The sequence below is a fragment of the uncultured Cellulomonas sp. genome (assembly GCF_963527515.1).
In the GTDB taxonomy this organism is placed as follows: Bacteria; Actinomycetota; Actinomycetes; order Actinomycetales; family Cellulomonadaceae; genus Cellulomonas.
Window position 1 is genome coordinate 1 of the sequence record NZ_CAURTV010000062.1, and the last position, 21,128, is coordinate 21,128.

Sequence of the window (21,128 nt, forward strand, 5' to 3'; positions counted from 1 at the left end):
ACCTTCCGCAGGTTGTTCGCGCTGGCCCCGCGGCGCTCGAGGCGGCCGGGGTGGACCCGCAGGCGCGCGGCGAGCGGGTGGACATCGCCGGCTTCGCGCGCATCGCCGAGCACCTCGGGCACCCCGGGCCGGTCGGCAGCCGACCTGGCACAGTGGAGCCGTGACGCTGACTCCCGTGGCCCCGCTGCCCACGCACGAGGTCAGGGTCCGTGCGCCCGGCAAGGTCAACCTGTCGCTGCGGGTGGGCCCGCGCGAGCGGGACGGGTACCACGCCGTGTCCACCGTGTTCCAGGCGGTGTCGGTGTACGAGGAGGTCGTCGCCACCGCGTCCGAGCACCGCACGCTCACCGTCAGCGGCCCGCAGGCGGAGCTGGTGCCCACCGACGCCTCGAACCTGGCCCTGCGCGCGGCCACCCTGCTCGCCGACCGCGCCGGGATCGACGACGGCGTGCACCTGCACCTGCACAAGGGTGTCCCCGTCGCGGGCGGCATGGCGGGCGGCTCGGCCGACGCCGCGGCGACGCTGGTGGCGTGCGACGCGCTGTGGCGCACCGGGCTCAGCCGCGACGACCTGCTCGAGCTCGCCGCCGACCTGGGGTCCGACGTCCCGTTCTCCCTGGCCGGGCACACCGCCGTGGGCTCGGGCCGCGGTCACCTGCTCACGCCCGCCCTGAGCCGGGGCGAGTTCCACTGGGCGTTCGCGGTGCAGGACCGCGGGCTGTCGACCGCCGCCGTCTACACCGCCTTCGACGACCTGCACGGCTCGACGGTGGTCCCGGACCAGGAGGACGACGTCCCGCTCATGCAGGCGCTGCGTGCCGGTGACCCGCGCGCGCTGGGCGCCGCGCTGCACAACGACCTGCAGCTGGCGGCCCTGGAGCTGGACCCGGGTCTGGCCGAGCCGCTCGCGGTCGCGCAGGACGCGGGCGCCCTAGGTGTCGTGGTGTCCGGCTCCGGGCCCACCGTGGCCGCCCTCGGCCGCAGCCGCCAGCACGCGCTCGTCCTGGCCGCGGCGTTCACGGCGTCCGGCGTCGCCGACCGGGTCCTCACGGCCAGCGGCCCGGTCGCCGGCGCGCGCGTGGTCTCCACCACGGACTGAGGCACCTCCGCTCCTTGACATCGCGGCGCCAGAAGCGATACTTAAGAACATGCTTAACAGTGGCGAGCTGGACCGGGTCTTCAAGGCCCTGTCCGACGCGACCCGCCGCGCGATGGTCGAACGGCTGGTGCGCGGCCCGGTCTCGGTCAGCGGGCTCGCCGCGCCGTTCGCGATGACCCTGCCCGCCGTGCACCAGCACCTCGCGGTGCTCGAGGACGCCGGCATCGTCACCTCGCACAAGACCGGCCGGGTCCGGACCGTCCAGCTCGCACCCGACGCCCTCACGGACGCGCACGAGTGGATGGGCCGCCAGCGACTGCCCGCCGAGCGCCGGCTCGACCGGCTGGGCGATTTCCTCAGCACCTCCGACACCCCCGAGTGACAGGAGCACGACCATGTCCACGCAGACCACCAGCACCGTCGCGCACGCCACCTTCGTCGTCGAGCGCACGTTCGACGCATCCCTCGACCGGGTGTGGGACGCGTTCGCCGTCCCGGAGCAGCACGCCCGGTGGTTCGGCAGCGACCCTGGCTTCACGGAGACCGAGGTGTCCGAGGACTTCCGCGTCGGCGGGCGGGCCGTGCAGGACGGGCAGTGGCACGACGGCCCCACCAGCCGGTACGTCGCCACGTACACGGACATCGTCGAGCACACGCGGATCGTGTCCACCTACGACATGTGGGTGGCCGGCGCGCACCTGTCCACGTCCCTGTCGACGACCGAGTTCTCGGCCGTCGAGGGCGGCACCCGGGTCACGTACACCGAGCAGGGCGTGTTACTGGACAGCCAGGAGGACGGCAGCCAGCGCGAGTCGGGGTTCCAGGGCATCTTCGACACGCTCGCGACCTACCTCGCGGGCTGAGCCTTGCGCCATCTCGCCTGCGGACGCCAGGCTGACGCGTGCGCACCACGACGTCGTCCCTGATCACCGCCGCGTGCGCGCTGGCCCTCGTGGGGTGCGCGGCGACCGAGCCGACGGCGCAGGAGCCGAGCCCGACGGCCGTCACCGCTGCGCCGGCCGCGCCCACGCCGACGCCGACGTCATCGCCGGTGCCCCCCACCGACGTCCCGGCCGACGTCATGCTCCCGGAGACCGCCTGGGAACCTGTAGGCCCGGACGGCGCCCGGGACGACTCGCGGGGCGCAGTCAGCTGGCTGGTCGACGAGACGTGCGCCGCCGGGAGCCCGCCGGACGGCGTCGCGATGCGCACCGTCACCCAGGGCTCCGGCGAGATCGAGTCCCGGGTCGGCGTGCACCAGGTCGTCGTGCTCGCCGACGCCGACGCCGCGGTGGCCGAGGCCGACCGGCTGGCCGCCGCGCTGACCGCGTGCCCGCAGCAGGTCCCCCGCGACACCATGACGTACGTCGTCGAGCCGTTGGACGTCGGGGCGCAGGGGATCGGCCTGGCCACCCGCTTCTACGGCGCGTCCGACGGGGGCCCGCTGGACGACGCGATGGGCACCTACCTGGCGGTCACGCGGCGCGGGAACGCGGTCACCCTCGTCGCGGTCCATGGCGGCGAGGGCACGGTCCGCACCGCGCGCGAGATCGTCACGGCGAACGCCCGGGCCGCGTGGGAGCTCCTGTGCGCCTACGACTCCGCGGGCTGCTGACGAGGTCAGCAGGTGGACGAGTCGTCCGCCGAGGTCAGCACCCCGCCGGGCGGGGACCACGGGGACTCGACGACGGGCGGCGGGGCGGCGGGGTCGGCCGGTGGCGTGTCCCCTGCCGGCGGTGAGTCGCCTGTCGGCGGGGGGTCGGCAGCCGGCGGGGGGTCGGCAGCCGCCGGGGCCTCGCCCACGGGCTGGTCGGCGGCGATCCGTGCCCACAGCTGCGCTGACTCGGCGGTCGACTCGACCCGGAACTTCTGCCGGGTGGATGCGACGGTCGGCATGGACACGAAGACGATCCGGTCCGCCTGCACGCCACGCAGCGAGAGCCCGAACCCGGTCAGGTCGGTGAGGTCCCGGAAGCCCGTGCTCGCGGTCAGGGAGCCGGTCGCCGCCTGCGCGAACCGGAAGAGGGCCGTGGGGCTGGTCAGCACGTCGCGACTGAGCACCGACCGGACCATCGCGGCCATCAGGTCCTGCTGACGCCCGATCCGGCCGGTGTCGGACCCGTCACCGATGTTGTGCCGGGCGCGGGCGAACTGCACGGCGGTGGTGCCGTTGAAGACCTGCGCGCCCGCCTTGACGTGCAGGCCCGTGTACTCGTCGTCGTCGAGGTCCGTCGGCAGGCAGATCGGCACGCCGCCGATCGCGTCGACCATGTCCCGCAGGCCGACGAAGTCCACGAGCACCAGCCCGTCCAGCCGCACCCCCGTGAGCAGCTCGACCGTCTTCCACGTGCACGCCGCCGCGGACGCGAGGTCCTGCCCGTGGTCCCAGCCGATCCGGAACGCCTCGTTGAGCTGGCGGTTCTCGCGGGCGGGCGTCGTGCTGCCGTCGGACATCGTGCACGACGGGCGGTCGGCCAGCAGGTCCCGGGGGAGGGAGACCAGCTCGACGCGGGACCGGTCCGCGGCGACGTGCGCGACGATCGTGGTGTCCGACTGCATGCCCTCCTCGACGCCGCCGATGGTGGCGTTCTCGCCGCTGCGGTCGTCGGAGCCGATGATCAGCAGGTTCACGGGTGCCCCGGCCCGCGCGTCGCCCGGCGGCGGCTCGGTCACCTCCGGCCGCGCGCCCTCGTCGCCCACCATGCCGGTGAGGTCCACCTCGCCGATGTTGGACTGGAGCTCGAGGTAGACCGCCGCTGCACCGGCGGCGCCGAACGCGAGCACGCCCACGGCCGCGAGACTCACCGCCCGGAGCCGGGTCCGCCGGTGGGTTCGCGCGTGCTTCGTCATCCTCCGGACGCTAGTGCGCAGGTCAGCGCGGTATCGGCCGTCTGCGTGGAGGACCTGTGCGGGTGTGCGGGTAGCCTTCACAGGAAATGGCTCACCTTCTCGGCGCGGATCGCGTCACGCTCGCGCTGGGTACGCGCACCCTGCTCGACGAGGTCTCCCTCGGGCTGGACGACGGCCAGCGGATCGGCGTCGTCGGCCCCAACGGGGCGGGCAAGTCCACGCTGCTGCGGGTCCTGTCCGGTCTCCAGGAGCCCGACGACGGCCGGGTCACCCGGGCCGGCGGCGTGCGGATCGCCGTGCTCGACCAGCGCGACGACCTGCTGGCCGGCAGCACCGTCCTCGACGTGGTGCACGGGTCCGCCGACGAGCACGAGTGGGCCACCGACTCGCGCATCCGGTCGGTGCACGCCGGCCTGCTCGCGGACGTGTCGCTGGACGCCGACGTCGCCTCCCTGTCGGGCGGCCAGCGCCGCCGGGTCGCGCTGGCTGCGCTGCTGGTGCAGGACGACGAGGTCCTGGTCCTCGACGAGCCGACCAACCACCTGGACGTCGAGGGGGTGGCGTGGCTCGCCGCGCACCTGGTCGAGCGGTACCGGGGCTCGAACGGTGCGCTGGTCGTCGTCACCCACGACCGCTGGTTCCTCGACGCGGTCTGCACCCGCACGTGGGAGGTCCACGACGGCGGTGTCGACCAGTACGAGGGCGGCTACGCGGCCTACGTCCTGGCCCGTGCGGAGCGGGCGCGGACGGCGTCGACCACCGAGGAGAAGCGGCAGAACCTGCTGCGCAAGGAGCTCGCGTGGCTGCGCCGGGGGGCACCGGCGCGGACGTCGAAGCCCAAGTTCCGGATCGACGCCGCCAACGCCCTCATCGAGAACGAGCCGCCGCCACGGGACCAGCTGAGCCTCACGCGCATGGCCACGGCCCGGTTGGGGAAGGACGTGCTCGACATCGAGGACGCCTCCGTGGTCTACGGCGACCGCACCTTGCTGCACGACATCACGTGGCGGCTCGGTCCGGGGGACCGGATCGGCCTGGTCGGGGTCAACGGTGCCGGCAAGACCACCCTGCTGCGGCTGCTGTCCGGCCGGCTCCAGCCCACCACCGGCCGCGTCAAGCGGGGCAAGACCGTGCAGGTGGCCGAGCTCACGCAGGACGTCGAGGAGCTCGACGAGCTGGCCGGCCTGCGGGTGATCGAGGTGATCGAGAGCGAGAAGCGCTCGGTCGTCGTCGGCGGCAAGGAGCTCACGGCGGCGCAGCTGGTGGAGCGGCTCGGGTTCGACCGCGAGCGCTCCCGCACCCCCGTGCGGGACCTGTCCGGCGGGGAACGCCGACGGCTGCAGCTGCTCCGGCTGCTCGTCGGCGAGCCGAACGTGCTGCTTCTCGACGAGCCCACCAACGACCTGGACACCGACACGCTGGCCGCGCTCGAGGACCTGCTGGACGGCTGGCCGGGCACCCTCATCGTCGTCTCGCACGACCGGTACCTGCTCGAGCGTGTCTGCGACACCCAGATGGCGCTGCTGGGCGACGGCCTGCTCCGCCAGCTGCCCGGCGGCGTCGAGCAGTACCTGGACCTGCGTCGGGCCGCGCTGGTCGGTGGCGGGACCGCGAGCGCCGCGTCGCCGCTGAGCGCCCGGCCCGCCGGTGACGCCGTCGTCCCGCAGGAGAGCGTCTCGCCCGCCGACCTGCGCACGGCCCGCAAGGAGATCGCCCGGATCGAGCGGCGGCTGTCGCGGATCGCGGACCAGGAGGCGGTCCTGCACCAGCGGATGTCCGACCGGGCCACGGACCACCAGGCCGTGGTCGCCCTGGACGCCGAGCTGCGGGCGCTCGCCACGGAGAAGGACGAGCTCGAGGCCGCCTGGCTCGAGGCCGCGGAGATCGTCGGCTAGGCCCTCCCGTCCCGTCGACCGCGCCGTCCGCGTGCTCGCTCCCGGCACCGCCCCGCTGCCCGAACCAGTCGGCGGAGGGTCAGGCCTCGCGGCGCATGCTGTGCAGGCCGAGGCCCGACGCGACGCCCATGGTGAGCACCGCGGCCAGCACGACGAGCAGCGGCGCGGTCCACCCGCCGCTGGACGTGTGCACGGCGCCCAGCACGCTCGGGCCGAGCGCGGCGCAGCCGTAGCCGACGGTCTGCACGGTCGCGGACATCCGGCGGGCTGCCGCCGGCGACCCCGCGCTGGACGCGATGACCGTGAAGATGACCGCGAAGTTGCCGCCCTGGGCCACCCCGGCGAGCGTGCACCACAGCGGCCACCCGGACGGCGCGAGCAGCAGGCCGAGCGGCAGCGCCACCCAGCCGACGGCGATCGCCGCGGACACGGCCGCGACCGGCGCCCGCCGCCCGAGCGCGATCGGCACGCCGATGCCGCCGACCATCCCGAACAGCTGGAAGAGCGCAGCGGCGCCGCCGGACGCGGCACGCTCGAGGCCGAGGGTGTCGTGCAGCAGGGAGGGCAGCCACGCGCTGACGGCGTAGTAGCCGAACGCCTGGCCGGCGAACGCGACGGCGAGGAACCAGGTGACGGGTCGCCGCCACACGGCGGGCGCGGTGCTCGCCGCGACGACGACCGCCGGCTCGGCCCGCCCGAGCGGGTACGCCCGCTGCCAGACCACCAGGCCGACCACGGCGAGCAGCCCCCACGACGCCAGCGCCCACCGCCAGCCGACGGCGTCCGCCAGCGGCGCGGTCAGGGTGGTGGTCAGCACGCTGCCGCCGTTGAGCGCCGCGGTGTACAGGCCGGTCACCCGCGGCACGTGGCCGGGGAAGTCGCGCCCGATCACCACCGGGACGGCGACGTTCCCCGCGGTGATGGCCACCCCGATGAGCGCGGTGCCCACCAGAGCGGAGCCGAACTCGTCGGCCGAGCGCAGCACGGTGCCGGCCAGGACGGTGACGAGCGACGCCGCCACCACCCGCCCGGTGCCCAGCCGCCCGAGCAGCACCGCCATGAACGGCGTCGCCAGGGCGAAGCACAGGACAGGGATGCCGGTGAGCAGCCCGACGCCGGCGGCGCTCAGCGCGAGGTCGCCGCGCACGTCGTCGACCACCGGCGCGAGCGCGGTGATCGGCGCCCGCAGGTTCAGCGCGTACAGCAGGACCGCTGCCAGGAGCAGGCCGCGAGCGGCGGAGCGACCCGCCGTCATGACCTCACGACGCGTCGAACGGCGCGGTCACCTCGCGCAGCAGGTCGGCCAGCCGGTCCCGGTCGGTCTCTTCGAGGTCGCCCAGCAGGCCGCGCTCGACGTCGAGCAGGTCGGAGAACGCCGCGTCCACCCGGGCCAGGCCCGCGGCGGTCAGCTGCACGAGCACCCCGCGGCGGTCGTCGGGGGCGGGCAGCCGCTCGACCAGGCCGTGCTCGGCGAGCCGGTCGATCCGGTTGGTCATGGTGCCGCTGGTGACCAGCGTCTGGGTGAGCAGCGCACCGGGGGAGAGCCGGTACGGGGCACCCGCCCGCCGCAGCGCGGAGAGCACGTCGAACTCCCACGTCTCCAGGTCGTGCCGCGCGAACGCGGTGCGCCGGGCGAGGTCGAGGTGGCGGGCCAGCCGACTGACGCGGGACAGGACGGTCAGGGGGCGGACGTCCAGGTCCGGGCGCTCGCGCTCCCACGCGAGGACGATGCGATCGACCTCGTCCCGGGCCCCTTCCGGGGACGTGCGTGCCACCATGACGCGAGATTACTCGACGTCGAGAGAGATCCGGCTCAGGCGCCGGTCAGGGTGGGCCGGCGCTCGAGCGCGGACAGGCCGTTCCAGGCCAGGTTCACCAGGTGGGCCGCGACGACCGTCTTGCTCGGGCTGCGGGCATCGAGCCACCACTGCCCGGTGAGCGCCACCATGCCGACCAGCATCTGCGCGTAGATCGGCGCGGTCTTGGGGTCCTGGCCCTGCTTGGTGAACTGGTCCGCCAGCAGGTGCTCGACCTGCGTGGCGACGTCGCCGATCAGGCTGGAGAACGTGCCGGTGGCCTGCGCGACGGGGGAGTCGCGCACCAGGATCCGGAAGCCGTCCTCGTTCGCCTCGATGTACCCCAGCAGCGCCAGCGCGGTGCGCTCCACCAGCGCCTTCGGGTGCCCGCCCACCTCGAGCGCCCCCGTCAGCGCCCCGGTCAAGGCCTGGATCTCGCGGTCCACGACCACCGCGTACATGCCCTCCTTGCCGCCGAAGTGCTCGTACACGACCGGCTTGGACACCTCGGCGCGTGCCGCGATCTCCTCGACGCTCGTGCCGTCGAAGCCCTTCTCGGCGAACAGGCGCCGCGACACGTCGAGCAGCTGGGCGCGCCGCTGCGTCCCCGTCATCCGGGAACGGGTCGCGCGCTTGCTGTCGGTGGCCACGCGCCCATCATGCCGTCACCGGTCCCGGTGCAGGTGCCAGTCCCTGGCAGACTTGGCCGCCACGGCGCCGGGGGCGTCGGTCCGCCCTGGTGTAACGGCAGCACGCCGGCCTTTGGAGCCGTGCAGACCAGGTTCGAATCCTGGGGGCGGAGCAGCACGGGCCGTCCTGCGCCGCGGGAGGGCGGCACCGGACGATCCGGGCACGGCCTGAGCGCCTCCCGCGCGACGGTAGAGTGCACCGTGCGCACGAGATCCACCGCCCGAGAACCGGGCAGATCCGCGAGGAGCACCCCCAGGTGACGTTCCCCCGCCCGGCCGCCGTCGTCGTCCTCGCCGCAGGTGAAGGAACCCGGATGCGCTCGGCGACTCCCAAGGTCCTGCACACCCTGGCCGGTCGCAGCATGCTCGGCCACGCGCTGGCCACCGCCCGCGCCCTCGATCCCGGTCGTGTCCTGGTGGTCGTCCGGCACGAGCGCGAGCAGGTCGCGGCGCACGTCGCCGAGATCGACGCCCAGGCGCTGCTGGCCGACCAGGACGAGATCCCCGGCACGGGCCGCGCGGTCCAGGTGGCCATGCGCACGCTCGACGCGGCCGCCCAGGCCGACGCCGCGGGGGACACCACCGCCGGGTCGGCCACGCACGCACAGGTGGACGGCGCGGTCGTCGTCATCGCGGGCGACGTCCCGCTGCTCGACGCCGCGACCCTGCACGAGCTGCTCGAGGCGCACCACGCCGACGGCAACGCGGTCACGGTGCTCACCACCGAGGTGGCGGAGCCCACGGGGTACGGCCGGATCCTGCGCGAGCCCGGCACGGGTGACGTGCTCGGCATCGTCGAGGAGAAGGACGCCGACGAGGCCCAGCGCGCGATCACCGAGATCAACTCCTCCATCTACGTCTTCGACGCCGCCGTGCTGCGCGGGGCCCTCGGCCGGCTCGGCCGGGACAACGCGCAGGGCGAGGTCTACCTGACGGACGTGCTCGCGATCGCCCGCACCGACGGCGGCCACGTGCGCGCGCTGCAGACGGACGACCCGGTGCTCGTCGAGGGCGTCAACGACCGCGTGCAGCTGTCGGTGCTGCGGGCAGAGATGAATCGCCGCATCCTCGACGACTGGATGCGCGCAGGCGTGACGATCGTCGACCCGGCGACCACGTGGGTGGACGTCGACGTGGAGCTGGAGCGGGATGTGACGCTCCTGCCCGGCACGCAGCTGCACGGCGCCACCGTGGTCCGCGAGGGTGCGACGGTCGGCCCGGACACCACGCTGACGGACGTCGAGGTGGGGCCGCGCGCCAGCGTGGTGCGCACGCACGGCACCCTCGCCGTCATCGGCGCGGGCGCGAGCGTCGGACCGTTCGCCTACCTGCGGCCCGGCACGGTGCTCGGCGACGACGGCAAGATCGGCACGTTCGTCGAGACCAAGAACGCGCAGATCGGCACCGGGTCGAAGATCCCGCACCTGTCCTACGTGGGCGACGCGACGATCGGTGAGCACACGAACATCGGTGCGGCGTCGGTGACCGTCAACTACGACGGCGTCAACAAGCACCGCACGACGATCGGCTCGTACGCCCGCACGGGCGCGGACAACATGTTCGTCGCCCCCGTGACGGTCGGCGACGGCGCGTACACCGGCGCCGGCAGCGTGATCCGCCGCGACGTGCCGTCGGGCGCCCTCGGCGTGAGCGCCGGTGCGCAGCGCAACATCGAGGGCTGGGTGGCACGCGCCCGGGCCGGGACACCGGCCGCCGAGGCCGTGGTGCGCCGGCCGGGCGGCGACGACCCCGAGCTCTCCCCGCAGGCCCGCGCCGAGCGCGACCGCGCCGCCGCAGCATCCGCCGACTCCCCACCGACCCCGCCGCCTGCACTGCCGGACTCCGCCGGCTCGAACCCGAAGGACTCCGCACGATGACCGGGATCATCTCCTCGGACGGCGAGAAGCGCCTCGTGCTCCTGACGGGTCGTGCGCACCCCGACCTGGCCACGAGCGTCGCAGCCCACCTGGCCATCGACCTGCTGCCGACCACCACCTACGAGTTCGCCAACGGGGAGATCTACACCCGGTTCGGGGAGTCCGTGCGCGGCGCCGACACGTTCGTGCTCCAGTCGCACTCGTCGCCCATCAACACGTGGATCATGGAGCAGCTGCTCATGGTCGACGCGCTCAAGCGGGCGTCCGCCAAGACGATCACCGTGGTGGCGCCGTTCTACGGGTACGCGCGGCAGGACAAGAAGCATCGCGGCCGCGAGCCCATCTCCGCCCGGCTCATGGCGGACCTGTTCAAGACGGCCGGCGCCGACCGGCTGATGAGCGTCGACCTGCACGCCGCGCAGATCCAGGGCTTCTTCGACGGACCTGTCGACCACCTCTGGGCCATGCCGATCCTCACCGAGTACGTGCGCAGCCGCGTCGACACCTCGAACGTCACGGTCGTCTCTCCCGACGCCGGGCGCATCCGGGTGGCCGAGCAGTGGGCCGCGAAGCTGGGCGGCGGTCCGCTGGCCTTCGTGCACAAGACGCGGGACATCCGCAGCCCCAACAAGACGGTCGCCAACCGCGTCGTCGGTGACGTCGAGGGCCGCAGCTGCGTGCTCGTCGACGACCTGATCGACACCGCCGGGACCATCACGGGGGCGGTCCGGGTGCTCATGGAGGCCGGCGCCAAGGACGTCATCGTCGCCGCCACGCACGGTGTCCTGTCCGACCCGGCGGTCGACCGGCTGCAGAACTGCGGCGCGCGCGAGGTCGTGATCACGGACACCCTGCCCATCGCCGAGGACCGCCGCTTCCCGCAGCTGACCGTGCTGTCGATCGCCCCGCTCATCGCCCGGGCCATCCGCGAGGTGTTCGACGACGGCTCGGTGACCTCCCTCTTCGACGGGCAGGCCTGACCCGATGAGCGGGCGCGACGACGAGCACGCCGGTCGTCGCGGCCCGCGCGGCGGCGTGACCGTCACGGGCTTCGGTGAGGCCGACGCGGTGCCGGACGTCGCGATCGCCGACCTCGGTGCCGAGGCCCGCGGTGTCGACGCCGAGCGTGCGCTCGCCGACGCCGGCGCCTGCCTGGACCGGATGCGGGCCGTGCTGCGCGAGGCGGGAGTGGACGACCGCGCGCTGCGGACCACCCAGTCGAGCACCTGGACCGACGGCTCGGCGCGCGGCTCCTCGCGCGTCGTGGCGCGGCTCGGTCTGCAGGTGCGGCTGCCCGACGTCGCGGTCGCCGGGGACGTCGTCGGCGCCGCGGTGGTCGCGGGCGGAGAGCCTGCCCGGATGGACGGCATCCGCCTCGAGGTCAGCGACCCGACGGAGCCACGAGCGCGTGCACGGGAGGCCGCCTGGGCCGACGCGCTCGCCCGGGCGACGCAGTGGGCGGAGCTGTCGGGGCGACGGCTGGGCGAGGTGCAGTGGGTGACCGAGGGCGGGTCCGACGCCGTGCCGCTGCGCATGGGACGCGCCATGGGCGTCGCGAAGGCCATGTCCGTGCCCGTCGAGGCCGGGCAGCAGACCGTCTCCGCGGACGTGACCGTGCGGTGGGGATGGGCCGAGGAGCCCGTCTGACAAGCGGGTTGGGCTCTGCCCGCTCGACCGGGTAGGCTCTCCAGGTTGCCTCGGCGAGGGACGAAGGACGGTCGACGAAGGTCCACGACCACCTGCGCTCCGTGATCGACTGGGCGAGCGCCTCCGCGTGCCCGTCCTGCGTCCCGCGTCGAGGCCACCACCTCTGTCTGTTCCGCGTCGCCCGGCTACCGCCGCGCACGCCACGCCATCACACCGTCACGTCGGCGACTGCGCCGACGCCAGCACTGGGGAGTACACGTGTCCGAGGTCAAGCTCGTCGCCACCACCCGCACGGAGTTCGGCAAGGGCGCCGCGCGCCGCCTGCGCCGTGAGCACCAGGTTCCCGCCGTCCTGTACGGGCACGGCTCGGACCCGCTGCACGTCGCCCTCCCGGGCCACGAGACGATGCTCGCGGTCAAGCAGGCCAACGCCCTGTTCTCCATCGAGCTCGACGGCAAGACCACGCTGGCGATCACGAAGGACGTCCAGCGCGACGTCGTGAAGAACACCATCGAGCACGTCGACCTGCTCATCGTGACCAAGGGCGAGAAGGTCTCCGTCGACGTCCCCGTCACCATCGTCGGCGAGTCTGCCCCCGGCACCATCCACGTCGTCGAGACGCAGACGCTGTCCCTCGAGGCCGAGGCCACGCACCTGCCCACCGAGGTCGAGGTCTCCATCGAGGGTCTTGCGGGTGGCTCCAGCGTCAACGCCGGCGACATCACCCTGCCGACGGGCTCCGTCCTGCTGACGGACCCCTCGATCACGATCGTCTCCGTCACCGTCCCGCACGCCTCCGCCGAGGACGTCGCCGCCGACGCCGCGCAGGCCGACCTGGCCGCCTCGCAGTCGGCCGCGTCCGCCGCCGCCGCGGAGTTCGAGCTCGGCAGCTGACCGACCGCACGCTGCGCGACGCCCGGTACCGTTCCTGACGGTGCCGGGCGTCGTCGTTCCCGCACCCACCCCGCAGGAGGAGACCCCCGATGAGCGACGGACCCTGGCTGGTCGTCGGCCTCGGCAACCCCGGACCGCAGTACGCGGGCAACCGGCACAACGTCGGGCAGATGGTGCTCGACGAGCTGGCGCGCCGGACCGGGACCTCGTTCGGCACCCGGGCGCCGGGGCTGCTCTCACGCCGGCCGCAGGCGGCGGTCGCGGAGGCGCGCCTCGGGGTGCTCCCCGGCGGGGCGCCGGGTCCTCGGGTGGTGCTGGCCAAGCCGACCACGTACATGAACGTCTCGGGCGGTCCGGTCGCCGCGCTGGCGAAGTACTACGACGTGCCCCCGGAGCGCACGGTGCTGGTGCACGACGAGCTGGACATCCCGTTCGCCGACGTGAGGCTCAAGCGCGGCGGCGGTGAGGGCGGCCACAACGGTCTGCGGGACTCCACCAAGGCGCTCGGCACCAAGGACTACCTCCGCGTCCGCGTCGGCGTGGGTCGCCCGCCGGGCCGGATGGACCCCGCCGACTTCGTCCTGCGAGATTTTTCCAGGACCGAGCTCAAGGACCTGCCCTGGCTGGTCGACTCCGCGGCAGACGCGGTCGAGCTGGTCGTCGTCGCAGGTCTCGAGGCGGCTCAGCTGAGGTTTCACACGAAGGAGTGACCCCGTCTCACCGCCGGGCGTGTATCGGGTGAAACCGGACAGAAGGTGATGAACTACCTGAGAGCCACGTATAGCCTCATCCCCATTCCAACTGGGGGAAATGGGGTGGGTCCGTGGCTGCGGAGATCGTCGACGACGTGGGCCTCACCCTCGGCGACCGACGCGGTCGGGGACTCGGGCAGCGTCGTTCGTGGGCCTCCGCGGAGCCGTTCGAGCGCCGTTCCACGCCGTTCAACTCGGCGGCCGCGGTCGCCGGCTCGTGGCGCCAGAGCGTCCGCTCCTACCGCGTGCACGCCGCGCTGCTGGACCTGGCAGCCATCCTGCTCGTCGCGACGCCGGTCCTCATCTCCCTGTACGAGCCCGCCGCGCAGACCGCGCTGATGATCGTCGGCGCGACGCTGGGCTTCCTCGGCCTCGTCGCCGTCCTGCACGGCTACGGCGACGCGGTGCTGGGACGCTCGGCCGCCGAGACCCGCGCGCTGGTGCGCGCCGGCCTGGTCAGCGTCGTCGTGCTCGTCCTGGCCAGCTACGCGTTCAAGGCCGAGGTGTCCCGGTTCCTCGTCTTCGTGGTGGTCCCGGCGGCGGCGCTGCTCGCGGTCGCGGCACGGGTGGTCCTGCGGCGCACGCTGAAGCGGTCGCGCCTGCAGGGGCAGGCGATGATGCGCACGATCGTCGTCGGGGAGCCCGGCCCGGTGGCCAGCGTGGTCTCCGACCTCGCGGTCGACCCGGCCCACGGCTACAGCGTCCTCGGCGTCTGCCTGCCGAGCGTGGACGACCGGCAGGCCGTGGCCGGCGCCCCGACGATCGGTGCCGTCTGCGACGTGCCGCAGGTGGTCGTGGACCGCTCGGTGGACGTGGTCGTCGTCGCCGGCTCCTACATCGGCGGCAACGGGCTGCGCCGGCTCTCGTGGGCGCTGGACCGGGCGGGCGCCCAGCTCATCATGGCGACCGACCTCGAGGACATCGCCGCCCCGCGGCTCACCATGCGACCTACCGGCGGCCTGTCGCTGCTCGAGGTCGAGGTGGGGGCGTCGCGCGGCCGGATGGCGGCCAAGACCGCGCTGGACCGGACCCTCGGCGGGCTGATCCTGCTCGCGGCGCTCCCGGTGATCCTGCTGGCCGCCCTCGCGGTGCGGCTCACGTCGCCGGGGCCGGCGTTCTACACGCAGACCCGTATCGGCGTCGACGGCGCGGCGTTCACCATGTGGAAGCTGCGCACCATGTACGTCGACGCGGACAAGCGCCGCGCCGAGCTGCTGGGCTCGAGCGAGGGCAACGCGATCCTGTTCAAGATGCGCCACGACCCCCGCGTCACCACGGTCGGTCGCGTGCTGCGCAAGTACTCGCTGGACGAGCTGCCGCAGCTGTTCAACGTGGTCCGGGGGGACATGTCGCTGGTCGGCCCGCGCCCGCCGCTGGCCGAGGAGGTGGCCGCGTACGCGGACGCCGTGCAGCGACGCCTCCGGGTGCGACCCGGCCTGACCGGCCTCTGGCAGGTCTCCGGCCGCTCCGACCTGTCGTGGGAGGAGTCGGTGAAGCTCGACCTGCGCTACGTCGACAACTGGTCGGTGACCATGGACCTCCTCATCCTCTGGAAGACGTTCCGGGCCGTGCTGCGACCCAGCGGTGCCTACTGACCGATCGCCCGCGACCGCGGCACCGACCACACCTGAGGACCTGGAGGTACTCGTGACCGAGACCCGGCCCGACATCTCGTTCCTGGACGACGACGAGCCCGCCACCGTGCGAGCCGACCCGCCGGGCGTCGTCGACCGCCTCGTGGTCCACCAGATCGACCTCGCGCGCCAGTCGCCGGGCGGGATCGAGACCTGCATCCGTGGCCTCATCCGGCACGCGCCCGCCGAGGTGACCTTCGCGGTGGTCGGCGTCGACGCGGGTGGGCACGTCGAGGGCCGCCGGCTGGGCCGGTGGGAGCAGCACCGCATCGGCGAGCGGGTGGCGTGGTTCCTGCCCGTGGTCCGGCTCGACCCGGGCGACCAGAACCGTCGCATCCCGCACTCCGTCCGGCTCGCCGCCGGGCTGGTGCGGTTCCGTGGGGCGCTGCCGGCGAGCACCGTCGTGCAGGCGCACCGCGCGGACGTCGCCGCGGTCGCGTCCCGGGTGCTGCGGCGTCCGCTGGCCTACTTCGTGCACACCCAGGAGCACGGCCTGACGGGTGCCACGTCCGACTCCTTCTGGCGCCGTGCCGGCAACGTGCACGCCCGGGTGGAGCACGCCCTGCTGCGCGACGCGCGGTCGGTCGTCGTGTTCAACCCGGACTTCGCCGAGACGGCCAGGACCGTCAACCCGGACGCCATGTTCTCGCCGACGTGGTTCGACCCGACCCTGGTCCGGTACCGCGCCCAGGCCCTGCACCCGCAGCGCGTCATCTGGGTCGGCCGGCTGGAGCAGCCGAAGGACCCCGCGCTCGCCCTCCAGGCCTTCCGCCGGCTGCTGGAGACCGCGCCGGGGGACTGGACGCTCGACGTCGTCGGCACCGGCACGCAGCTGCCCGAGCTGGAGCGCCAGGTCGCCGACCTGCCGGACGGGGTGCGCGGACGCGTCCGGCTCCGCGGCCGGCTCGCCCCGGAGGAGGTCGCGTCCGCGATGGCCGACGCCGGGGTCTTCCTCATGACGTCCCACCCCGGCTATGAGGGGTTCCCCCGCGTGCTCGTCGAGGCCATGGCCTCGGGTCTGCCCGCCGTGGTGACGGACGGCTCCGACACCGGGTCGCTCGTGCGGCCAGGTCACAACGGCTTCGTCGTCAGCGAGAGGAACCCCGATGACCTTGCTCACGCCATCAGCGAGGCCAGCACCCTCCACCGCAGCGCGGCCCGGGACACCGCCTCCGCCTACGCCGCACCGCGGCTCGTCGCGAGGATCGTCGGTGCCCCGGGGTGAGCGCGCGAAGGTCTCGGTGCACGTCTCCCGCTCGGGTGAGGTCACGCTGGCGGGTCGGCCCCTGTTCGTCGGGGACGCGGACGCGCTGATCGCGCGGATCGACCAGCTCCTGCCGGCGGACGACGTGTACTCCATCGTCACGCCCAACGTCGACCAGACGATCGGCATCGAGCACGACGCGGCGCTGCACGTCGCGTACGACGAGGCCGAGATCCGCATCGCCGACGGCACGCCGCTGGTGGTGCTGGCGCGGCTGCTCGGCGCCCACGGCCTGCAGCGGCTGACCGGTGCGGACCTCCTGCCGATCGCCGCGCAGCTGTCCTGCCGGCGGGGCTGGCGCATCGCCCTGATGGGCGGGGCGCCGAACGTGAGCGAGCTGGCCGCCGACCACCTGCGCGAGCACTACGGCGCCGACGTCGTGTCCGTCCCGTTCCCCAAGATCGCCGACGTCTCGGACCCGGAGTCGGCGCAGGTGATCGCGGACCTGCACGCGGCCGCGGCCGACATCGTCTTCGTCTGCCTCGGGTCGCCCAAGCAGGACGTCTGGGTGTCCCACTGGCGCGAGAAGCTGCCGCCGGGCGTGTACGTGGGCGCCGGTGCGGCGGTGGACTTCGTCGCCGGGACCAAGCGCCGGGCCCCCGTGGTCCTGCAGAAGATCGGTGCGGAGTGGCTGTTCCGGATGGCGCAGGAGCCGCGCCGCCTGGCCGGGCGGTATCTGGTGCGCGGCCCGCACTTCCTCAGTGTCGTCGCACGTTCGTTCGCCCAGCGGAAGGACCGGCCATGAAGGCACTCGTCACGGGGGCTGCCGGGTTCATCGGCAGCACGCTCAGCGCGCGCCTGCTCGCGGACGGGTGGGACGTCACGGGGATCGACGCGCTGACCCCGTACTACGACCCCGCGCTCAAGCGTGCCAACCTCGCCCGCCTGCAGGGTGCCTTCACCTTCGTGCAGGACGACCTGCGCTCGGTCGACCTCGACGCTCTGCTCGACGGCGTCGACGTGGTGTTCCACCAGGCCGGTCAGCCGGGGGTGCGCGCCAGCTGGGGCGACGAGTTCGGCATCTACCTCGACGCCAACGTCGGAGCCACGCAGGCCCTGCTCGAGGCGGCCCGGCGGGCACCGGCGCTGCGCCGGCTCGTGTACGCGTCCTCCTCGTCGGTGTACGGCGACGCCGCGCGGTTCCCCGTGCTCGAGGTGGACCTCCCGCAGCCGGTGAGCCCCTACGGGGTGACCAAGCTCGCGGCGGAGCACCTGTGCGGCCTGTACGCGTCGAACTTCGGCGTGCCGACGGTGTCGCTGCGCTACTTCACGGTGTTCGGTCCGCGCCAGCGCCCGGACATGGCGTTCACGCGCTTCCTCACGGCCGTCCGCGACGACCGCCCCATCACGCTGTACGGCTCGGGCGAGCAGATCCGCGACTTCACCTTCGTGGACGACGTGGTCGAGGCGAACGTGCTGGCGGCCACCGAGGCGGTCGCGCCCGGCACGGTGCTCAACGTCGCCGGCGGCACCAACGTGACGGTCAACGAGGTGCTCGCGGTGATCCACTCGATCACCGGCCGCGACGTCCGGGTCGAGCGGCACCCGACCGTCGACGGCGACGCGTGGCGGACGGGCGGCGACGCCTCGCTGGCGCGGGACCTGCTCGGCTGGAAGCCCAAGGTCAGCGTCGAGGAGGGCCTCGCGCGCCAGTGGGAGTACATCGAGGTCGGTGGTGGCTGACGTCACCTGCGTGATCCCGACGCACGGCCGCGACCTGCTGCTGGCCGAGGCGGTGGCGTCCGTGCTGGGCCAGGAGCTCGGCGCGGACGTCCGTCTGCGGGGCGTCGTGGTGAGCGACGACCTGGGGTCCGCGGCGACGGAGGCGCTGGTCGACCGCCTGGACGCGGCGGCGGACGTGCCGGTGCGGTACCTCGACTCGTCGGGGCCGCAGGCCGGCACGGCGGGGGCCTCCCGCAACGCGGGGACCGTGCTGGTGCAGTCCGAGCTGGTGGCGTTCCTGGACGACGACGACCTGTGGGAGCCCGACTTCCTGCGGCGCACGGTCGGCGCGCTGGAGGCCGGGAGCCACGACTTCGCGGTGGCGTGGACGCACGCGGACGAGCCGAGGTACCGGATGGCGCGGATCGCGCCGGGGCTGTCGGCGCGGGACGTTGTCGCGCGCAACCCCGGGTTCGTCGGCTCCAACTTCGTCATGCGCACCGCGGCGTTCCGGAGCCTCGGCGGCTTCGACCCCGTGCTGCCGGTGTCCAACGACAAGGACCTGCTGGTGCGGGCGCTGTCCGCGGGCCTCACCTACGCCGTGGTGCCGGAGCTGCTGGTCACCAACCGCGTGCACGGCCAGGGCCAGCTCACGGACAAGACGCAGCGGCGCCTGGACGGGATCCGGCTCTACGCGCGCAAGCACGACGCCCTGCTCACCCGGCGTGACCGGCGCTACCTGCGCGGGCAGGCCGCCGCGGTCCGCCGCGTGGTCGGATCGAGCGCGCCCGTCCGGTGGTGGTCGACGGTCGCGGTGGCGGGCCACCGCGCGGTGGGCGTGCTCCTGGGGGACGGCCGGTGATCGCGCGCGCCCTGAGCCGGCGCGACGCCCTCCTGGCGGTCGGCGTCTGGCTGGCCGCCGCCCTTCCGCAGCTCGCGATCCTGCTCACCCAGGGGCGCGGCTTCGAGCCGGCCACCGCGGGTCCCGACGCCGACGGCGCGCTCGTGCAGGGCCTCACCACCGTCTGCAACCTCGGACTCCTGGCGCTCTGCGCGGCGCTCGTCGCGCTCGGGGCCCGCGAGGCTCCGTGGCGCCGGTGGCCGCTGCTGGGCCTGCTCCTGCTGCCCTGGGTCGTCGTGGTCGCGGCCGGGTTCGCCGCCGGATCGCGGCCGGCCGCGATGACCGTGCTGTACCCGGCGGTCGTCACCGCCGCCTGGGCGGTCCGGGTCTCGTGGCGCGTCGTCCCCGTGCTGGGGTGGCTCACCGCCGGGACCGCTGCGGTGAGCCTGGTCGCGGGGCTGGTGATCCCGGACCTCGCCCGGTACCAGGACTACGCGGGGGCGGACGCCGACAAGTCGGGGCCGCTCGGCATCCTGGCGGGCCTGCTGCCTTCGGGGAACAACCTGGGGCTCGCCCTCGCGGTCGGCATCCCGTCCGTGCTCGCGCTGCGTGGTGTCTCGCGGCTCGTGGCCGGCACGCTGGTGCTCGCGGCGCTGGCCTGGTCCTGGTCCCGCGGGGCCTGGCTCGCCGCCGTCGTCGTCCTCGTGGCCGCCGTGGTGCTCGCGCTCGTCCCCGCGCGTCGCCGCGGGCTGGTTGCGGCCCTCGGGATGGCCGCGGTCGCGCTGGTCGCGGTCGTGCTGCCCCTGGTCACCAGCTCCGCGAGCGCGATGGCGAACCGCGGCGGCTACTGGGTCGCCGGACGGGAGGCGTGGGCGGACGCGCCGCTGGTCGGCCACGGCTGGGACTACTACGACCGACTGGCCACGACGGCCGACGACCTGGGCGGGTATGCGTACCACGCGCACAACCAGCTGATGCAGCTGCTGGTCACCGGGGGCGTCGTGCTGGTGGTCGTCGTCACGGCCCTGCTGGTGGTCGGCGCCGTGCGAGCGGCCCGTGCGGCCGGCGTCGGGGACGTCTGGCCCGCGCTCACGGTCACGGCGGTCCTGGCCGCGGGGATCGTCGAGGTGCCGTTCGGGGTGGTCGACCGGACGATGTTCTGGCCGTACGTGCTGGTGCCGCTGTGCGTCGTGCTCCTCGGCGCCCCGCGACCCGTCGACGGCGAACGGGTGGACGCCCGCGCCGGGGTTCCGGACGCGGCCGTCGCCGGGCAGGGTGGTCCCCGTGCGTGACGTCCTGGTCTCCGCCCGCGGGCAGACCGACAACCTCGGTGACTCGGTGCTGCGTCGTGGGCTGCTGGACGCGCTGCGCCCGCTCGGGCGGCTGGTGGTGAACGTCGACGGGCTGCCCGACGGCTACGTGTCCGCGCTGGGCCTGCAGGCGCAGGACCTCCAGGTGCGCGACCGCCGCGACTGGGCACGTCGCTCGTCGGGCGGGGCGTGGGCCGGCGCGGTGTACGGGTTCAACGCGGGGGAGACCTACGCGACGCCGGGCTACGCCGGCCACCTGCTGAAGCTGGCCCCGCTGGTGGCGGTCAGCCGGCTGCGGGGAGGTGCGGGGCTGCACGTCGGGCTCGGGCTGCGCGCGCCGCACCCGCTGTGGGGCCGGGTGCTCCGCCTGGGCCTGGCGCCGTGCAGCATCGTCGCCTGGCGGGACGCCGACAGCCGCTCGTGGGTGGGTCGCGGCGACGTGGCGCCGGACTGGGGGTACGCGTTCGGGACGACCGACCTGGCGCCGGCTCGTTCCGGCGCGGACCGGCCGGTGCTCGCGGTCTCGCTGCGTGGTGACCGGCCCGCTCCCGGGCCCGTGTGGACGCAGACCGTGCGGGCGCTCGCGTCGGACCGGTCGCTCGACGTCGTCGTGGTGCCGCAGGTCGGGCGCGACCTCCCGCGGGCGCGCGAGCTGGCGGCCGACCTGGGTGGGGAGCTCGTCGGGTGGGACGGGGTGGACCACGCCGCCGCCGAGAAGGTGGTGCGCGACGTCTACCGCCGGGCGTCGTTCGTGGTCAGCGACCGGCTGCACGCGCTCGTCCTCGGCCACACCGAGGGGGCGCTGCCGGTGGGGCTGGCCCCGGGAGCGGCCGGCAAGCTCGAGCGCAGCCTGGCCACCGTCGGCGCGACCGGTGCCGCGTTCAGCACCGACGGCCTCGACGTGGCGCGCGCGGTGGG

The 21,128-nt window shown here is 74.2% G+C and carries 21 protein-coding genes and 1 tRNA gene; 18 read left to right on the forward strand and 4 right to left on the reverse strand.

All coding sequences use genetic code 11. The features are described 5' to 3' along the window. Positions 1-160 precede the first annotated feature (160 nt). The 4 genes from RYN42_RS13620 to RYN42_RS13635 are packed head-to-tail and all read left to right on the forward strand — an operon-like array spanning position 161 to position 2,714. Positions 161-1,099 carry a 4-(cytidine 5'-diphospho)-2-C-methyl-D-erythritol kinase gene (locus RYN42_RS13620; RefSeq protein WP_315096971.1) on the forward strand — a complete coding sequence of 313 codons (939 nt, stop codon included), beginning with the start codon at positions 161-163 and terminating at the stop codon, positions 1,097-1,099. Between the two features lie 49 nt (positions 1,100-1,148). Beyond that, a complete protein-coding gene (locus RYN42_RS13625) occupies positions 1,149-1,481 on the forward strand; it encodes a metalloregulator ArsR/SmtB family transcription factor (protein WP_315096972.1) in 333 nt (110 codons plus the stop codon). A gap of 13 nt (positions 1,482-1,494) precedes the next feature. Continuing rightward, positions 1,495-1,962, forward strand: coding sequence for an SRPBCC domain-containing protein (locus tag RYN42_RS13630; RefSeq protein ID WP_315096974.1), 468 nt, complete (start codon positions 1,495-1,497; stop codon positions 1,960-1,962). Between the two features lie 38 nt (positions 1,963-2,000). After that, on the forward strand, positions 2,001-2,714 hold the full coding sequence (locus RYN42_RS13635) for a hypothetical protein (protein WP_315096976.1): 714 nt from the start codon (positions 2,001-2,003) through the stop codon (positions 2,712-2,714). 5 nt (positions 2,715-2,719) lie between these two features. Here the strand turns inward: RYN42_RS13635 and RYN42_RS13640 are convergent, their stop codons facing one another. Further along, positions 2,720-3,949: an LCP family protein gene (locus RYN42_RS13640; RefSeq protein ID WP_315096978.1), complete on the reverse strand. Its 1,230-nt coding sequence runs from the start codon at positions 3,947-3,949 to the stop codon at positions 2,720-2,722. Between the two features lie 86 nt (positions 3,950-4,035). Between RYN42_RS13640 and RYN42_RS13645 the strand changes: the two genes are divergently transcribed. Next, positions 4,036-5,844 (forward strand): ABC-F family ATP-binding cassette domain-containing protein, encoded by a 1,809-nt coding sequence (locus tag RYN42_RS13645; RefSeq protein WP_315096980.1) that lies wholly within the window; start codon positions 4,036-4,038, stop codon positions 5,842-5,844. Between the two features lie 79 nt (positions 5,845-5,923). Here the strand turns inward: RYN42_RS13645 and RYN42_RS13650 are convergent, their stop codons facing one another. The 3 genes from RYN42_RS13650 to RYN42_RS13660 are packed head-to-tail and all read right to left on the reverse strand — an operon-like array spanning position 5,924 to position 8,254. Further along, positions 5,924-7,099 carry an MFS transporter gene (locus tag RYN42_RS13650; RefSeq protein WP_315096982.1) on the reverse strand — a complete coding sequence of 392 codons (1,176 nt, stop codon included), beginning with the start codon at positions 7,097-7,099 and terminating at the stop codon, positions 5,924-5,926. Positions 7,100-7,103: 4 nt separating this feature from the next. Beyond that, a complete protein-coding gene (locus tag RYN42_RS13655) occupies positions 7,104-7,622 on the reverse strand; it encodes a MarR family transcriptional regulator (protein WP_315096984.1) in 519 nt (172 codons plus the stop codon). 35 nt (positions 7,623-7,657) lie between these two features. Continuing rightward, positions 7,658-8,254 carry a TetR/AcrR family transcriptional regulator gene (locus RYN42_RS13660; RefSeq protein WP_315097010.1) on the reverse strand — a complete coding sequence of 199 codons (597 nt, stop codon included), beginning with the start codon at positions 8,252-8,254 and terminating at the stop codon, positions 7,658-7,660. A 116-nt stretch (positions 8,255-8,370) separates the two neighbouring features. Between RYN42_RS13660 and RYN42_RS13665 the strand changes: the two genes are divergently transcribed. From RYN42_RS13665 to RYN42_RS13725, 13 genes are all read left to right on the forward strand, one after another. After that, positions 8,371-8,442, forward strand: a tRNA-Gln gene (locus tag RYN42_RS13665). Positions 8,443-8,586: 144 nt separating this feature from the next. Then, on the forward strand, positions 8,587-10,206 hold the full coding sequence (gene glmU, locus RYN42_RS13670) for a bifunctional UDP-N-acetylglucosamine diphosphorylase/glucosamine-1-phosphate N-acetyltransferase GlmU (RefSeq protein ID WP_315096987.1): 1,620 nt from the start codon (positions 8,587-8,589) through the stop codon (positions 10,204-10,206). Then, positions 10,203-11,186 (forward strand): ribose-phosphate diphosphokinase, encoded by a 984-nt coding sequence (locus RYN42_RS13675; RefSeq protein WP_315096989.1) that lies wholly within the window; start codon positions 10,203-10,205, stop codon positions 11,184-11,186. The genes glmU and RYN42_RS13675 overlap by 4 nt, the downstream gene beginning before the upstream one ends. 4 nt (positions 11,187-11,190) lie before the next feature. After that, a complete protein-coding gene (locus tag RYN42_RS13680; protein WP_315096991.1) occupies positions 11,191-11,853 on the forward strand; it encodes an SIMPL domain-containing protein in 663 nt (220 codons plus the stop codon). A gap of 258 nt (positions 11,854-12,111) precedes the next feature. Next, positions 12,112-12,747, forward strand: a complete 636-nt coding sequence (locus tag RYN42_RS13685) for a 50S ribosomal protein L25/general stress protein Ctc (protein WP_315096993.1) — start codon at positions 12,112-12,114, stop codon at positions 12,745-12,747. A gap of 89 nt (positions 12,748-12,836) precedes the next feature. Continuing rightward, on the forward strand, positions 12,837-13,457 hold the full coding sequence (gene pth / locus RYN42_RS13690) for an aminoacyl-tRNA hydrolase (RefSeq protein ID WP_315096995.1): 621 nt from the start codon (positions 12,837-12,839) through the stop codon (positions 13,455-13,457). A 113-nt stretch (positions 13,458-13,570) separates the two neighbouring features. Further along, positions 13,571-15,094, forward strand: coding sequence for a sugar transferase (locus tag RYN42_RS13695; protein ID WP_315096996.1), 1,524 nt, complete (start codon positions 13,571-13,573; stop codon positions 15,092-15,094). A gap of 52 nt (positions 15,095-15,146) precedes the next feature. After that, on the forward strand, positions 15,147-16,358 hold the full coding sequence (locus RYN42_RS13700; RefSeq protein WP_315096998.1) for a glycosyltransferase: 1,212 nt from the start codon (positions 15,147-15,149) through the stop codon (positions 16,356-16,358). Then, entirely contained in the window at positions 16,345-17,142 is a 798-nt protein-coding gene (locus RYN42_RS13705; RefSeq protein ID WP_315097000.1) for a WecB/TagA/CpsF family glycosyltransferase, read from the forward strand. The genes RYN42_RS13700 and RYN42_RS13705 overlap by 14 nt, the downstream gene beginning before the upstream one ends. Continuing rightward, positions 17,139-18,080 (forward strand): NAD-dependent epimerase/dehydratase family protein, encoded by a 942-nt coding sequence (locus tag RYN42_RS13710; RefSeq protein ID WP_315097001.1) that lies wholly within the window; start codon positions 17,139-17,141, stop codon positions 18,078-18,080. Before RYN42_RS13705 ends, RYN42_RS13710 begins: the two co-directional genes overlap by 4 nt. Beyond that, positions 18,073-18,921 carry a glycosyltransferase family A protein gene (locus tag RYN42_RS13715; protein ID WP_315097003.1) on the forward strand — a complete coding sequence of 283 codons (849 nt, stop codon included), beginning with the start codon at positions 18,073-18,075 and terminating at the stop codon, positions 18,919-18,921. Before RYN42_RS13710 ends, RYN42_RS13715 begins: the two co-directional genes overlap by 8 nt. Next, entirely contained in the window at positions 18,918-20,192 is a 1,275-nt protein-coding gene (locus tag RYN42_RS13720; protein ID WP_315097005.1) for an O-antigen ligase family protein, read from the forward strand. The genes RYN42_RS13715 and RYN42_RS13720 overlap by 4 nt, the downstream gene beginning before the upstream one ends. After that, on the forward strand, positions 20,185-21,128 hold a 944-nt coding region (locus tag RYN42_RS13725; protein ID WP_315097008.1), incomplete at its 3' end, for a hypothetical protein. The genes RYN42_RS13720 and RYN42_RS13725, both read left to right, overlap by 8 nt.